General features: G+C 54.9%; 13 protein-coding genes. 4 read left to right on the top strand and 9 right to left on the bottom strand.

Translation table 11 applies throughout. The features are described from left to right. Position 1 precedes the first annotated feature (1 nt). Complete coding sequence (gene cmoB, locus AC5TBW_RS06535) at positions 2-1009, top strand: tRNA 5-methoxyuridine(34)/uridine 5-oxyacetic acid(34) synthase CmoB (RefSeq protein ID WP_495511286.1); 1008 nt, start codon at positions 2-4, stop codon at positions 1007-1009. A gap of 40 nt (positions 1010-1049) precedes the next feature. Here cmoB and AC5TBW_RS06530 read toward each other — a convergent pair whose 3' ends face one another. From AC5TBW_RS06530 to AC5TBW_RS06495, 8 genes are all read right to left on the bottom strand, one after another. Next, positions 1050-2276, bottom strand: coding sequence for a WD40 repeat domain-containing protein (locus AC5TBW_RS06530; protein ID WP_495511285.1), 1227 nt, complete (start codon positions 2274-2276; stop codon positions 1050-1052). Next, positions 2269-4164: a hypothetical protein gene (locus AC5TBW_RS06525; RefSeq protein WP_495511284.1), complete on the bottom strand. Its 1896-nt coding sequence runs from the start codon at positions 4162-4164 to the stop codon at positions 2269-2271. Before AC5TBW_RS06525 ends, AC5TBW_RS06530 begins: the two co-directional genes overlap by 8 nt. Next, a complete protein-coding gene (locus AC5TBW_RS06520; RefSeq protein WP_495511283.1) occupies positions 4161-4967 on the bottom strand; it encodes a DUF4123 domain-containing protein in 807 nt (268 codons plus the stop codon). Before AC5TBW_RS06520 ends, AC5TBW_RS06525 begins: the two co-directional genes overlap by 4 nt. Further along, positions 4958-7057 carry a type VI secretion system Vgr family protein gene (locus AC5TBW_RS06515; protein ID WP_495511282.1) on the bottom strand — a complete coding sequence of 700 codons (2100 nt, stop codon included), beginning with the start codon at positions 7055-7057 and terminating at the stop codon, positions 4958-4960. Before AC5TBW_RS06515 ends, AC5TBW_RS06520 begins: the two co-directional genes overlap by 10 nt. Before the next feature lie 231 nt (positions 7058-7288). After that, positions 7289-7963 (bottom strand): zinc metallopeptidase, encoded by a 675-nt coding sequence (locus tag AC5TBW_RS06510; protein WP_495511281.1) that lies wholly within the window; start codon positions 7961-7963, stop codon positions 7289-7291. A gap of 115 nt (positions 7964-8078) precedes the next feature. Continuing rightward, the gene (locus AC5TBW_RS06505) at positions 8079-9197 is read right to left on the bottom strand and encodes an App1 family protein phosphatidate phosphatase (protein ID WP_495511280.1); all 1119 of its coding nucleotides are present in this window, start codon (positions 9195-9197) and stop codon (positions 8079-8081) included. Continuing rightward, complete coding sequence (locus tag AC5TBW_RS06500; RefSeq protein WP_495511279.1) at positions 9197-9760, bottom strand: type 1 glutamine amidotransferase domain-containing protein; 564 nt, start codon at positions 9758-9760, stop codon at positions 9197-9199. The genes AC5TBW_RS06505 and AC5TBW_RS06500 overlap by 1 nt, the downstream gene beginning before the upstream one ends. Before the next feature lie 124 nt (positions 9761-9884). Continuing rightward, positions 9885-10772: a substrate-binding domain-containing protein gene (locus AC5TBW_RS06495; protein ID WP_495511278.1), complete on the bottom strand. Its 888-nt coding sequence runs from the start codon at positions 10770-10772 to the stop codon at positions 9885-9887. Positions 10773-10945: 173 nt separating this feature from the next. Between AC5TBW_RS06495 and AC5TBW_RS06490 the strand changes: the two genes are divergently transcribed. From AC5TBW_RS06490 to AC5TBW_RS06480, 3 genes are read left to right on the top strand one after another with little or no spacing between them, the layout of a single operon-like run. Further along, positions 10946-11650, top strand: coding sequence for an ABC transporter permease (locus AC5TBW_RS06490; protein ID WP_495511277.1), 705 nt, complete (start codon positions 10946-10948; stop codon positions 11648-11650). Then, entirely contained in the window at positions 11647-12378 is a 732-nt protein-coding gene (locus AC5TBW_RS06485) for an ATP-binding cassette domain-containing protein (RefSeq protein WP_495511276.1), read from the top strand. Before AC5TBW_RS06490 ends, AC5TBW_RS06485 begins: the two co-directional genes overlap by 4 nt. A 53-nt stretch (positions 12379-12431) precedes the next feature. Then, positions 12432-13241, top strand: coding sequence for an ABC transporter substrate-binding protein (locus tag AC5TBW_RS06480; RefSeq protein ID WP_495511275.1), 810 nt, complete (start codon positions 12432-12434; stop codon positions 13239-13241). An 80-nt stretch (positions 13242-13321) separates the two neighbouring features. On the opposite strand, the gene cysN is transcribed toward AC5TBW_RS06480, so the two are convergent. Further along, positions 13322-14764 carry a sulfate adenylyltransferase subunit CysN gene (cysN, locus tag AC5TBW_RS06475; RefSeq protein WP_495511274.1) on the bottom strand — a complete coding sequence of 481 codons (1443 nt, stop codon included), beginning with the start codon at positions 14762-14764 and terminating at the stop codon, positions 13322-13324. Position 14765: the final 1 nt, after the last annotated feature.

Here is a 14765-nt window from a genome sequence, read left to right as displayed (position 1 = left end):
GGTGCCACTACCCGACGACCACCGCGCCCTCTATCAAGCATTTCTGGATCAAGCTGTTCTTGACTCATCGCTCACCGCTTGGCTGGCGAAGCTCCCCGAGCAGTTAGCCCATGGGCTTGACCGTAACCGCCACGGTGATCTCTCCGCTTGGGAAAAAGCCGTCGCCAAACTGCCCGCGCTTCCCGCTGAGCGACGCGTGAACTTAAACAGCGACACCGTCACGGTTGATCTCGACCTTAGCGAGAGCCAGCAGCGACAGTGTTTTAACCTGCTCAGAAAGCTCGCCCCCTGGCGTAAAGGCCCTTTTCAACTGGGTGGCATTCATATTGATACCGAATGGCGCTCGGACTGGAAATGGCAGAGAGTGGCGCCACACCTAGCGCCGCTAAAATATCGTAAGGTGCTCGACGTGGGCGGTGGTAGCGGTTACCACGCATGGCGGATGGCCGGAGCGGGGGCTGCTTTTGTGCTGGTGATTGACCCTTCGCCGCGCTTCTACTGGCAGTTTCAGGCGGTACGCCACTTCGTCGGCGATGCCGATGGCGGGAGAACACAGTTTTTACCCGTGGGTATAGAAGATGTACCGGAGAATCTCGGCTTTTTCGATACGGTTTTCTCCATGGGCGTGCTCTATCATCGCCCTGCCCCCCTTGAGCATCTTCAGCAGCTAAAAGCAGCGTTAGCGCCGGGTGGCGAGCTGGTACTGGAGACCCTGGTGGTTGAAGGCGACGAGCAAACAGTATTCGTGCCCGGCGAGCGTTACGCCGCGATGCCCAACGTCTACTTCATGCCCTCTTCCAAAGCGCTCTGCCACTGGCTAGAACGTTGCGGCTTCACCAACGTGCGCGTGGTGGATGAAGCAGTCACTACACTTGACGAACAGCGCTCAACGGAGTGGATGACCTTTCAGTCGTTGGCGGATTTTCTTGACCCCGAAGATCGCACGCGCACTATCGAAGGCTACCCCGCACCTCGGCGGGCGGTGATATTGGCAAAAAAGCCTGGGTAACGAGTTTGCGTAAAAAGTTGTTTATCTTATAGCCAGAACCTCAACGGCCCACCCACTCCTTGGCTAACGTGCGCTCTTCGGGGTCATAACGGTACACGGTGATGCCCCCATCAAAGGCATGCCCGGTGACCAGCAGGTTAGCGTCCGGGGCTGAATCGATGCTTAAATTGCGGGAGTAGTTATTGACCGAAGGAAAAGGATCGGTGCCCAGATCAAGGTACGCCTGAGGCCAGGGGTTGCCAGCTTCAAACAGGCCAGCATAGGTGCGGCTCATGTCTTCACCTTCGTATTGGGCATGGCCAATACGCAAGAACTCCTCGCTGCCATTGATGAAGGCAATAGCAATGGTTGTCGGAGTTGCCAATGAGCGGATACTTCCCCATTTGTCCGGCTTGGTAGACTCTGGTACGGGGATCAAATGGCTCTCATCCCAGTATTCATCTTCATCGAGCCCTTCCGGCAGATTGTCGCGATAAATACCGTGATCATAGCTTGCCATTCTATGGCGCTCTTCCGGCAGTTCAGTATTCCAGAAAAGACCGATGGTATTCTCGTCACCGCTGACCACCCACTCCCCATCGGGGCTGATAGTGGCATAGGTTTTCGAAGAGTTACCCGGCAGTTTAGCCACGGGCGACAAGGTGTCAATATCCCATAACGTCACCCCGCCATAGCTGGAGGAAAAACGAAAATCGTCCTCTTCTCGCACCGGCGGGGAATCTTCAAGCTCTCCCCCTGGGCTTCCCGAGCCACCGGAGACGAAAAAGTCGCCGCCTATCGACAAGTTTAAGACTTGCCCAGTGCCGGTAAAGCTAGGACTTTGGCTATCGAGTAACACGGGGCGTAAAGCATCGCCATGCCCATGATAAATGTTCCAGGTTTTGTTGCTGGAAAGGTAATGTTGTCTATCGGCGGACATTACATGCCCGTAAGTGGGGAAGTGCTCAAATTCCTCAATCACTTCTCCATTGACGCGCTGTACATAAACTACATCGTCGTGATCCTGCCAGAGAAAAGCGTCGCCTTCGGGAATAAAGTAGGCGCTATAAAGGTTCGCATTGTCCGCCAGTTGCTCCCGATCACGGGCTTCTATATCCCACAGCACTAAAGCCCCGTCTTCGTGGGCAGAGATCACATAACGCCCATCACTGGACATACTTAGTGAAGTAACCGGCTCCAGTTTGGTGAGTGCAAGTACGCCGTAATAGGCCAAGGCCAATACAGTGCCAACTACTATTACAAGAGCGACAATTTTTTGCTTATTCATAGCGGCCAAAACGTGATGTGTCCTTGATCCCATTGACGATGCCTTCCTGATAACTTTTCTCAAAAATTTCATCACTAGGAATTTTCATCCCTGAATGGTCATACAGCCAGAGTGTTTGGTCGACGAAGTCGTAAACCTTGCTGTTCAACTTACTCTCTACAAATCGGCTCTTTTTTCTCACATCATCAAATCCAACACTTCCCAGAGCGGGTCGCGGGGACTTTCCTGCCCGCCAGTTTCTGCCCACTAGCCACTGCAGGGTATCGATATACGCAGCTGCTCGCTCTTCGCTCACCACGGCGTGGTGGGCTAGCGGTGCTAACAGGTCATAAGTGGGTAGCGGGTTGGCACTAGCAAGTGCCTCTCGCGCTTCCTCAATCGCCAGCGCTCTGAATTCCTGCCAAGCACTTGCGGCGCGTTCTCTGCCATAAGGGTCAGGGCCGACCGGTATGGGCTGAGGCACAGGAGGACTCACCGTATCGGCTGGTGCCTTATTGCTGTAGTACCGGATGAAGGGGGTCGACAGGCCGGCGGGGAATGTCCACCACTTTTTGCCGTAAGCACCTCCAAATGAGCCGATTAGCTCATCCAACATATCATCGGCACTGAATAACTCGTGTGCCCACACTGCTGCGGGACTGATGATTTCAGCTACCTGTTGCCAGAAGGAAGAGCTGTCCTGCGGCGGCGGACCGAGAATGCCATCTTCCTCGGAGTGCAACACCACCACTTTTTTCACCGCTTTGTGTGCGTCGGGGAAAACACCCATGCCCAGCGGGTGGCTGTCCTGCGAGGCATCGTTGACTAGCGCGTTATCGGCAACCGCTGGTTCCCATAAATAAATATTGTCGATCCATTGATGGCGCTCTTGCTCTCCGAGGATATTGAGGGCCGTCAGTACCACGCGTGCGCCCAGCGAGTGGCTAATGATATTGATAGCGATGCCCGCGTCGTTAAGCTGCTCCAACAAGGCAACCAAACGCCGTCCTGCCGCCATGGCATTGAGTTCAGCCTGGAAAAAATCGACGCTCCCGGTATCGCCCAACCACGCGATCCCCACCATACGGGTATAGGGTCGCCAATCCTCCTCATTCATCCCAGCAGCAAGATTGAGCCGATGCTCCATGTGAACGAACCAGTTATACGCTCCACTGCCGTTACAATACGCATCACGGTACTCGTCCGATCCATTTTCTGTCGGCGTATGATATAAATTGCTTGCTACATATCCTCTATTAACAGGCACTTGGATATCGACCTTGTCGATATCTTGAAGAATTGTGGCACTACTTGCCATATGGGCAGTGGTTAATAAGGGTTCAGCACTGATATCGGTGCGCTTATCCCAAGAAGCAAAAACGCCATGCTGGCCTAGCGGGACATTGTAACCATGCAAAAACAGCGTGGCGTTATTGCCCGCCAAACGCAGTTGTTCTAGTTGCTCATCACTGAGTAAATCGGCCTCAGTCGACGTTACTTCGTCACGCAGATTGAGGCTGATCGGCGGGGGCAGATAGGTCGCCTGGATTGTCGTTGCATCCATGGCAACATCGACTTCCGGCGGCGCCGCCGCTGCTCGACGGGGATCCAGCGGTTCATCATCGACAGCTACCAAGTGCTGCCCATGGGTATCCATTAATTGCCAAGCGACCTTTCCAGGCGCCATACCTTCGTGACGGCTAATGCCTTCATCATCGATGGCCGAACTGACCGCTTTACCCGCCGCATCCACCAACCTAACCGACGTGCCTTCGGGTAGATAGCGGCCCAAGTTATCGCTATGCACGATCAATACGGTAACACCCACTCTGCAGTGGGCAGGCACGCTGACACCGGTATCGCTTGTTCGGCTGGGCTGTAATGGCGGTGGTGATAATGTTTCGGTCATCTGTCGTCACCATCAGTGTCTACTAAAGGGGCTTGCTCACTGGTCAACATCTTTAACTCACCCAGCAACGCTTGCCAGGAGCCGCCATAGGACGACAGTTGCTGCATATGGCGTGACGAAAGCGGCTCAGGGTAGTCTGATGCAGCAAGAATCTGGCACCCTTCCCAACGCGCATATTCCGTCGTGAGGGGTAGCGCTTTCATTTGCTGTAACCATTGCTGCGCTTGTGATAATGCAACGCCATGATCACTGGCCAACTGCTGGCAAAACGTTTGCTCACGCTTGCGCTGCAATGCCTGCTCGTGGTCAGCCGTCAATTTGAACTTGCCCGGCGGCTCATCATCAGGGGCTGGTGATTCGAGCTGCCATGCTTCACCGTTGGCCACGCCATTCATTACGTTGATAGGCCCCAGCAATGCGTGCGTTTCGCCCTCGGTCAAACCACTGACTAGACCGGCATATATCCGCGAATCGGCATAACGAAACAAGGCGGGAGGGCCCGTTTGGCGTTCGACATGGGTGAGTTGCCGGTAATGCTTGGCAACTTCTGAAAGCGTTGCACGTGTGTGCAGTGCGATAGCGGCTCCCTGCTGCACCAAACGTGCAGCGGCAACATGGGCACTGCCATTTGAAGGGCTGAACAGAATCGGGCCTTGTTGCGCATAACGTGCGTAGGCCGTTTGCAGATACAACCGTTCATAGACAGGGCTTTCATCTATAGCAAATAGCTGCTGCGACAGCTGCGGATAAAGGGCCAAGTCGATCAAATAAAAGACCGACATTGGGGGTGTTCTTAGCGACATGGGCACTGATCTCCCAAGGCACAGCGATCAACATTATCGTTATTGCCGTCCTTCAGCCGTTGGCATATTTCTACCACGGCAGCGCCTTGCATCGCTGCTGTCAGTAGTTGGTCTTGCTGTAAAGGATCAATTCGTTCGTGCCGCTCAGTGGCAACATGGCCAGGTAATAAGGCACCTATTACCGATTGCCCACTACCGGTGCTGGGGCTCCCCCCAGAGTTGATCTTGACCTGGGCGCCTACAATCGTAATGCCGCTAGGGTCGAGTTTTATAAAGCTGCCCCCGGCTTTGAGGGTGATCTCTGCCCCGGCATCAATGACGGTTTTGGCGCCGGATTTTTGATGAATTTCTCGTCCTGCTTCCATCAGCTGCGCCTGACCAACTTTCTCGTGGCGCGTGCCGTTCACGATGAGATAGTCGTCGCCGTCTACCTGCGTGTGGCGGTTGCTGTGCACCGTATGGTGGTTATCGTTATCAATCTCGCTGATGCGGTCGTTGTGCACCTCGAGGTGGCTGTGGTTACGGATCTCTTCGGTGCGGTCGTTAAGCGTTAACAGCTCCAGATCTTTCTGGGCGTGGAGCCAAATCTGCTCTTCGCCTGCTTCGTCTTCGAAGCGCAGTTCGTTGAAGCCTTCGGCCTTGTGGCTTTGGGTGCGGATCACCGTGCGAGTTTTGTGTTCCGGCAGAGGGTAAGGCGCGGTATTCACCGCGTGGTAGGTACGCCCGGTGACCAACGGTTGATCGGGGTCGCCTTCTAAAAACGAGACAATCACTTCATGGCCGATACGCGGGATGGCGATACTGCCGTAGCCACCGCCTGCCCAGCCTTGGGCGACCCGCACCCAGCAACTGGCGGTATCATTTGGCTCTGCGTAGCGATCCCAAGGGAACTGTACTTTGACCCGGCCGTGTTCGTCGCAGTGAATCTCTTCGCCTTCGGGGCCCACCACAAAGGCCACTTGGGGGCCATCGACGCGGGGTTTGGGATTCGGGGTTGCTCGCCAGGGGGCATCACCAGGGATTAGGGTGACCTGGTTGTAATAACGGGTCATACCGTTTGCATCACCCTGAGTCATTCCGTCTTCTTCAAGCGCCTGGGGCTGTTCGCCGAAGTGGCTTACTTCGATCGCCTGCCAGTCGCGGTTGAGGCTCTCGGTGTCGTGGTCGGTCAGCGTGAAGCGCAGGCCAGGGGCGAGTTCGGGCAGGTCACTTTCGGCGTTGGCGGTGAGCGCTTCACGGCGTAGCTGTTCCAGGCGAATGCGGGTAAAGGGCTTGCCGGAGGCGTCCTGCTTATAGCGGCCGGGGTAGTCGTAGTGCTCGTAGTCAGCGTTTTGGCCGTGTTGCTCAACATCACGGCCCAGATGTTCATGCAACTGCGCATACGCTGAATTTTTAAAGCTGTAATCCTTCAGCGTGGCGGAAGCGGCGGCGACTCTAGCGGTGTGGCTGAGTTTGCGCACATGGCGCATGGGGGCGGTGCCTCCCGCCCGGCTGTGATAGGAGCGTTCGCCAACGCTTACCAGCACTTGGGGGTTGTCGGCGAAGATCAGCCGGTGGGCGCCGCCGTCACGCGCTTCAAATTCATGGAAGTAGAACAGGCCTTCTTCGGCGGCCAGGCGTTCGATAAAGGCGAGGTCGGTTTCGCGGTACTGAACGCAATACTCCCGCTCGGCCAATTCACGATTAACCGCAAAGCTCACATCAGTAATGCCCCGCTCGTCGCAGAGGGTATTAATGATCGTGAGCGGGTCGACTTTTTGGAAAATACGCGAGTTCTGGCGCAGCGAGAGCCGCCATAGTGCTGGGCGCAGCACTAGGGAGTAGAAGGTACGACGGTGTCCTCGGTCACCGCGCCCAAATTCGCTAACGATGCCGTGTACCCGACGCAGCGGTTCGCCGTCCTGCCAGATGGTCAGGGTGGCTTCGCGATCCAGCAGTTCAGCGGCTTCAAGACTGCCGTCCCGGCTCGCCAGGTTCAGCACCAGCTCGAAAGGCTGGGAGAGCGCCTCGCGGTGGGTGAAATCGATCACCGCGATATCATCAATACCGGGGAGCATTAGGGTAAATTGTAAGCCAGTGCCGCCTGCCATCAAACTGCCCCTTGGATCGTTAAACACTAATAAAAAAGATTAGGTTAGCGATACCAGTTAGCAGAACAACCCATTAACGGCACGAAACGTCAATGTCTTACAACATTTTAAGCAATATCCTACAAATGAGCGGTTAAGCAATATCCTACAAATGAGCGGTTAAGCAGGTGCGAGACAAATATTCTAGGTGCGTTTGGCTAGGTAAAACGAGGGCAGGCATGTCCATTTATTTCAGCGCCGCAAAATCACCAGCCAGCGGCCCAGGTTCATCACGCTGGCGAGTGAGGCAGCCACGTAGGTAAACGCGCAGGCGGTGAGTACGTGCCGGGCGCCTGGCATATCGTAAGGTGGCACGTACTCTTTCAACAGCGGCAGCGCTCGGTTGAAGCTGGCATCGAACTCCACCGGCAGCGTCACTAGATGCACCACGGCTGCAGTGCCAAAGCTGATCACCGCCATGGCAATGACTATTGCCAAGCCACCCGGTAAGCGTGTCAGCAAAAACAGAAATGGCGCGGCCATCATCAGCAGAGCACCCAGCTTTTCGGCTTTTTGAGCCACGCCAACTAACCGGCTGCGCGCCAGCAGTGGCGCATAACCCTGATAGTGCTGGATAGCGTGACCGACCTCATGAGCGGCCACGGTGACGGCAGTGAGCGAACGACCATCATAATTATCTGGAGAGAGCCGCACGCAGCGTGTTTCAGGGTCGTAATGATCACCGAATTCAGTGCGCTCAACGCTCGCTCCCTCAACGCCTAGGCGGCGTAGCAGATGATCGGCAAGTTCTGCACCCGTACCGGGGTAATCGTCACGGCCACGAGTATGGCGCTTGAGCACCCACTTGGCCCATACATTAGGAAGCACAAAAACGACCAGCGCAAAAATGATCAGCACAACAACCATGACAGCCCCTATCTACATAAAACCGCCAGTAAACGATCAGCGGCAAACGACCTTCTTGTAAGCTTAGCTTTTTATCATGGGGGCTGACTTGGCAACAGCGTTATGCGGGATTCGGTTAATCAGGATTGTTGCGATGCTCCTCAACGTCGCGCTGTACTGCCGCTAAGCCGTGAGCAGAGATATCACCCAGGGCGTGGGCGTGTTCGGCAATCAGTACGCTATCGGCGGCAAGCACCAACTCACACTGAGTGCCCAGCAACTCATCACGCAGGCGCTGAATCGCCTCTTCGCGTTTGGGGTCTTTGTCTACACGGCGAATATAAATAGCTTTAATGCGGTCAGGGTACGCTTTAACTATCTCGATATACACTTCAGGATCGTGCTGACCACTGTCGCCAATTAATATGCACGGCATGCCGTTATACAGGGTAAGCATGCGATCAATCAGATCACGTTTATGCTCTTCCGCGCGGCGGGGCCATGGACGACGCCAGGAGATGCCCCACTCACGTAAGAAAATGATGGGGCCTACGGGAATGCGATTGATCTGAAAAAAGGTTTCGAGCATTTCATAAATGGCCCATGGTCCGCGCGAGACATACAAAATGGGCCGTTCAGCGCGTTCACTAACACCACGATGCAGCGCCTGATAAAGCGATGCAACGCCAGGAAACGCCGTGCGGCGATGGGGCTTTTTAACAAACAGGCGGTAAAGCATTTTGAGCTTCTCCGCCACTCCGGTAAACATCACGGTGTCGTCGATATCACTGATGACCAGTAAGTCAGCCTCCGGTGGCGGTACATATACCTCGACGTGAGTACGAACCGGCGTTTGGCCCACGCAATGCACCAAAATATCAGCGCGGTGCCAGGAGACATCTATCGGTAGGGTGTGGCTAATCGGCAAATGCACATCGAAATAGCCATCACGATCGGTGCCCACACAGAGCTGATTTTCGCCGATGTGAATTTCTACCTGTGCATCGGCCAGCCCCCGGCGCAAAACCCGTCGGGCAACGTCTGCGGTATCGCGCAGCATGCCGTGACGCGGGATTGCTCGGCCAAGGGCGGCCTGGCGAAACACCCTGCCCATCACGAACACTTCTTGCTGAGAGCCATAGCCGCGGTAGGGATGAACCACCATACCACCGCGGCCGCTGTCTCCTTTGATGGGTTTGGCAATTACGTGGACAAGCCTTTTGACAAAGCTTGCCCACTGGCGCAATACGCTCATCAAGCGTGTTGACCGGCGTGACGACCTTCCTGCAACTCTTCGAGCAACTTGGCATTAAAGGCATCCAAGTCCTTCGGCGTACGGCTGGTGACGAGACCACTGTCGACAACCACTGGCTCGTCGACCCATTCAACGCCTGCATTGCGCAAATCTTGAGCAACGCTGGGCACGGACGTCATACGGCGGCCTTCCACGACACCTGCATTAATTAAGATCCATGGGGCATGGCAAATAGCGGCAACGGGCTTGCCTGCTTGAAAAAAAGCTTTAACGAAGCTCAACGCTTCATCATTAGTGCGTAGTTCGTCGGGGTTGAATAAGCCACCGGGAAGAACCAAAGCGTGGTAGTCAGACTCATTAACGTCCGCCAGGGCTTTATCGGCTTCATAGGTATCGCCCCATTCAGTTTCCGCCCAGGCACGGATGCCCTTACCATCGGGGGTCACGATATGAACTTCAACGCCCTCTTTCTGTAAGGCAGCACGTGGCACGCTCAACTCAGACTCTTCAAAGCCAGCGGCGGCCAAAATAGCAACGCGTTTACCGTTTAGTGCTTGTTTCATCATGCTCTCCTTTTCGTGATGATATGCGTTAAGAACGCCCCACTAGTGTGGCGCATATTGAAACAGGGTCAAGCACTCCTGCTGTTGATTCGGGGCTAGTGAATAGAGGCGACCAAGTAGAGCGTTAAGCGTTATGTACAATTTTGCCAGCCTCCGTTAGGTCGTACCCCCCTAACTGCGTTGAACGCTCTATAAAACGTGCTTGTTGAGCAAACGCCAACAGCCGCTGAACTGAGGGCTCAAAATAGCTACGCCGCTGCATGATTAAGTCAAATGGCTCCTCGCAAAGAGGAATGAAGCCTAATTGCTGCCGATGGGCAGCGGCCTCAACTCCCAGCCCTACATCCGACTCGCCCTGGCCAATACTCAGCGCCAAATCATCTTCGCTCAAGGAAGCGTGTGGCGCCCAATTTATCGCCGCGCTCTCCATACCTGCTTGCTGCAATAAACAGCTCAGCAGCCGTGCTGCTCCAGCATTTGGCTGGCGATGCGCCACGCGAACCTCTGCTCGCATTAAATCGCTCAAACCAGTGATTTTTAATGGGTTGTCGGCGGGTAACAGTAACCCTTGGCGGCGCTTGGCCCAGTGCACTATTAGCAGGTCACGCACACCGCTTAATCCAAGTGCGCTGGGTTCATTATAGCGCTGTGTGGTTGCATCCAGCAGATGGATACCCGCCAGCATCGCCTTACCATCAAGCAGGCGACGCACGCCATCACCGCTGCCTTGGCAAAGCATGGCCAGATCAGAGCTGCTTTCCCGAATGGCCCACTCCAATAGCGGATCCTGGCTGCCCGCGACGACTAGCGGCACTGATAAACGCTGCGCCTGGTCGCCTTCCAAGTGACTCAGCACCCATAAGTCGATCTGCTGGCGAGGGAACAACAGCTTTCCCGTAACTCGGCTACAGGGAATCTGCCCTTGGCGTACCAAATCATACACCTTGCGCTCTTTTAAACGCAGATAGTCAGCAACCTCTGCGGTGGTTAAGTAGGCATGTAGCTCAGGCATCCAGGGCCTCCTCACTGCAATGGTTTTTTATATTTTAACGAGTACACATTACCGAGCTTTCGACTCAGCCGCCCTTTTCCTGCATATGACTGCATTAATTCCACCCGCATGTGCAATTAGCGATTTTTCAGTACATTATGCCGATTCACAACTCATAATGACGCTGATGCTCAATGCTAACCAGTGACAACGCCTTTAGTACTGCCCTCGCCCTGATCATGAGCATGGACAGCGCGTTAATCTCCATCGTCATGCTTTCGTTGCAGGTATCGCTGATGGCGGTATTCATCGCCAGCTTAATAGCCCTGCCCTTAGGCGCTGCCCTCGCGCTATGGCGCTTTCCCGGGCGTAACATCGTGATTGTCGCCCTTAATGCCCTGATGGGATTACCGCCCGTGGTCGCGGGTCTGTGTGTCTACCTGCTGCTGTCACGCGCAGGTCCCCTGGGTGAATGGGGGCTCCTGTTCACACCCACGGCGATGGTCATCGCACAAGTGATCCTGGTACTACCGATTATTGCCGCCCTTACCCGCCAGCAGGTTGAAGCACTTCATAGCGAGTATGCCGAACAGTTGAACTCCCTGGGGTTATCACGTAGCCGCATGATTCCGACACTGCTTTGGGATGCGCGCTTTGCACTATTGACCGTCATCCTGGCAGGCTTCGGCCGCGCCAGTGCGGAAGTGGGGGCGGTAATGATCGTGGGTGGCAATATTGATGGCGTCACCCGTGTGATGACCACCAGCATTGTGCTGGAAACCAGCAAGGGCAACCTGCCCATGGCGCTTGGCTTAGGCATTATTTTGCTGGCGCTGGTGACCATGATTAATGCCATCGCGCACATCATCGGCGAAACGGCAAAAAGGCGGCTGGGATGAATGCACATCACACACCTCCCGTCGCGGCACTGGAATTCGATAGTGTGGGTTTTATCCATCGTGGCCATAAGCTGCTCAAACCCACTTCGCTACGCCTTTCAGGCTGCCAGCGAACGCTAATCATGGGGCCGAATGGCGCGGGGAAAAGTCTACTCATGCGCTTAGCCCATGGGCTGTTAGCGCCTACTAGCGGTACCGTTCGCTGGCAAGGCGAGCCACCTCCACAAGCCATGGTGTTTCAGCGCCCGGTTCTGTTGCGTCGTTCAGCGCTGGACAACCTCACCTATGTGCTAGCCATCAACAAAACGCCAAGGCCAGAACTTGAATCGTTACCGAGAAAAGCGCAGGCAATGAGGGCACTTGAGAAGTTTGGCTTAGCCCATTTAGCCAGACGTCCTGCTCGGGTACTTTCCGGTGGCGAGCAGCAACGTTTAGCACTAGCGCGAGCCTGGTTGCTCAATCCCCAAGTGCTGTTTTTAGACGAGCCTACCTCCGCGCTGGACCCCGCTGCCATCAAAGCCGTGGAAGATGCGGTGCTGGAATTTCATCACAGCGGCACACGTATCGTTATGACCACTCACGACTTACATCAAGCGCGCCGTTTGGCTAACGATGTGCTGTTTCTCCATAACGGTGAACTACTCGAACACACCTCAGCCGATGATTTTTTTACCGCTCCTGCCTCACGCGAGGCAGCAGCGTTTATTCGGGGCGAGCTGGTTTGGTAGCCCCGAAGCGAGCAAACCCTGGGATTGATGAAAAACGATTAAGGAGCATTAAAATGAACAAGACCACCGCGTTTATAACCGCAGGCGCCCTAGGGCTGACCTTCAGCGGTACGCTAATGGCGGCCGATGACTACATCACCCTGGCCTCCACCACGTCTACCGAGAACTCAGGTCTGTTTGACGCCATTATTCCGACGTTCACTGAAGAGACAGGGATTGAGGTTCATGTAGTCGCCGTGGGCACCGGCCAGGCATTTGAAATTGGCCGCCGTGGCGATGCCGATAGTCTCTTGGTTCATGATACGGCTGGCGAAGAGCAGTTTGTGGCCGATGGCTATGCCACTGAACGTCTAAATGTCATGTACAACGATTTCGTCATTGTTGGACCGAGCGATGACCCGGCGGGCATCAGTGGCAGTGAAAACGTGATCGACGCCATGCAGCGTATTGCAGAGAGCGAGTCCCCCTTTGCCTCACGCGGCGACGATAGCGGCACTAACCGTGCTGAATTGCGCTTATGGGAGGATGCAGGGGTTACCCCCCAAGGCGAGTGGTATCGTGAGCTGGGCAGCGGTATGGGCCCAACCTTGAACACCGCCGCAGGTATGGACGCCTACACCTTTACTGACCGCGCCACCTGGGTTGCGTTTGAAAACCCCCAAGACCTAACCCTGCTGTTTGAGGGCGATGAAGCTCTCTTTAACCAGTACGGTAGCCTACTGCTCTCAAAAGAGCGCTACCCAGAGCTGAAACATGACCTCGCTGCCCAGTGGCACGAGTGGCTGGTCTCTGAAGAGGGCCAGCAGGCGATTGCGGATTTTGAGGTAGACGGTCAGCAGCTGTTTTTCCCAAACGCTGAGTAATATTTCACTTCATCAAACACAACGGCACGCCTTAAAGGCGTGCCGTTGTGTTTTGTGCTGCAATACGTCCGTCTAAACTTTTAGCGATTGAATAAGCCGCTGATATCTTTGGCTTCCCAGTGAGGAAAGTGCTTACGCACCAGCGCATTCAGGTCGCGCTCAAACGCTGCCCAATCGGTCGCATTCGATACAGCACCTGGGGCGCTTGCGGTGCCACGAATCATGCCAGCGCCTACGGTCACGTTGGTTAGCCGATCAATGATGATAAAACTACCGGTGCCAGGGCTGGTGCGGTAATCATCGACGGGAATGGCGGCGGTTAGCTCAACATCACAACGGGCAATCGCATTTAAGCCTAGCGAATGAGTCGCATGCTTCTCTAAGGTATTCACGTCGATCTGGTAATCAATTGCGCTGACCTGGCCTGAAAGATCGCGGGTCGCCAGTTTGAAATCATAGAGCTTACCCGGCGCCAACACCTCTTCGTGCATCCAGACAATATCGGCTTTAAAGCTATTAGAGAGTGGCAGTTGGCTATCGGCGGCTACCAGCCAGTCGCCCCGGGAGATATCGATTTCATCTTCCAGCGTGACCGTAATTGCCTGACCAGGATAGGCGGCAGCAAGATCGCCATCAAAAGTGACAATCCGCGCTACGCGGGATGTTTTACCCGACGGCAATACTTTCACGGCTTGCCCAGGCCGTAACACACCGGCGGCTAAGGTGCCGCAGTAACCGCGAAAATCAAGGTTCGGGCGATTGACGTACTGCACCGGCAAGCGGAGATCGCTGAGATTTTGGTCACGGCTGATTTCGACGCTCTCAAGTAGCTCGATCAGCGTCTGGCCTTGATGACTATCGGTAAAATACCAGGGCGTGTGTTCGCTACGATTGACCACGTTATCGCCATTCAACGCCGACATCGGCACAAAGCGAATATCTGGCGCTTGCAGGTTAGTGGCGAAGGCCCGGTACTCTTCAACTATTTCGTTGTAGCGCTGCTCAGAGAAACCCACCAGATCCATCTTATTAACCGCAATTACAAGGTGCTGAATACCCAGCAAGTCGGCAATGAAGCTATGGCGGCGCGTTTGGGTCTGCACACCATAGCGCGCATCAATCAGGATAATCGCCAGGCTGGCGGTTGAAGCACCCGTGGCCATATTGCGGGTGTACTGCTCATGCCCAGGCGTATCGGCGATAATAAACTTGCGCTTATCGGTAGAGAAAAAGCGGTACGCCACATCAATGGTAATGCCCTGCTCACGCTCGGACTGCAGGCCATCCACCAACAGCGCCAAATCAACGGTATCCCCGGTAGTGCCGCTGGTTTTAGATGCCTGGGTGATGGCTGCCAGTTGATCTTCAAAGATCATTTTCGAGTCGTGAAGCAGACGGCCAATCAGTGTCGATTTACCATCGTCTACGCTGCCGCAGGTAATAAAGCGCAGCAGGTCTTTGTTTTCATGCTCATGCAGATACTGCTCGATGTTATCAGCGATTAAATTGGATTGATGAGACATT

It is taken from the genome of Vreelandella sp. ssv, from assembly GCF_059448525.1.
The sequence above is the reverse complement of the archived record's forward strand: the minus strand, read 5'-3'. Positions and strand labels throughout refer to the sequence as shown.

What these genes read in the sequence shown, in the direction of transcription:
- AC5TBW_RS06520 (WP_495511283.1), bottom strand. Translation starts at nt 4,967, where the DNA reads ATGTCGCTAAGAACACCCCCAATGTCGGTCTTTTATTTGATCGACTTG.
- AC5TBW_RS06500 (WP_495511279.1), bottom strand. Translation starts at nt 9,760, where the DNA reads ATGAAACAAGCACTAAACGGTAAACGCGTTGCTATTTTGGCCGCCGCT.
- AC5TBW_RS06505 (WP_495511280.1), bottom strand. Translation starts at nt 9,197, where the DNA reads ATGAGCGTATTGCGCCAGTGGGCAAGCTTTGTCAAAAGGCTTGTCCAC.
- AC5TBW_RS06530 (WP_495511285.1), bottom strand. Translation starts at nt 2,276, where the DNA reads ATGAATAAGCAAAAAATTGTCGCTCTTGTAATAGTAGTTGGCACTGTA.
- AC5TBW_RS06485 (WP_495511276.1), top strand. Translation starts at nt 11,647, where the DNA reads ATGAATGCACATCACACACCTCCCGTCGCGGCACTGGAATTCGATAGT.
- AC5TBW_RS06495 (WP_495511278.1), bottom strand. Translation starts at nt 10,772, where the DNA reads ATGCCTGAGCTACATGCCTACTTAACCACCGCAGAGGTTGCTGACTAT.
- AC5TBW_RS06515 (WP_495511282.1), bottom strand. Translation starts at nt 7,057, where the DNA reads ATGGCAGGCGGCACTGGCTTACAATTTACCCTAATGCTCCCCGGTATT.
- AC5TBW_RS06490 (WP_495511277.1), top strand. Translation starts at nt 10,946, where the DNA reads ATGCTAACCAGTGACAACGCCTTTAGTACTGCCCTCGCCCTGATCATG.
- AC5TBW_RS06480 (WP_495511275.1), top strand. Translation starts at nt 12,432, where the DNA reads ATGAACAAGACCACCGCGTTTATAACCGCAGGCGCCCTAGGGCTGACC.
- AC5TBW_RS06510 (WP_495511281.1), bottom strand. Translation starts at nt 7,963, where the DNA reads ATGGTTGTTGTGCTGATCATTTTTGCGCTGGTCGTTTTTGTGCTTCCT.
- AC5TBW_RS06525 (WP_495511284.1), bottom strand. Translation starts at nt 4,164, where the DNA reads ATGACCGAAACATTATCACCACCGCCATTACAGCCCAGCCGAACAAGC.
- cysN (WP_495511274.1), bottom strand. Translation starts at nt 14,764, where the DNA reads ATGTCTCATCAATCCAATTTAATCGCTGATAACATCGAGCAGTATCTG.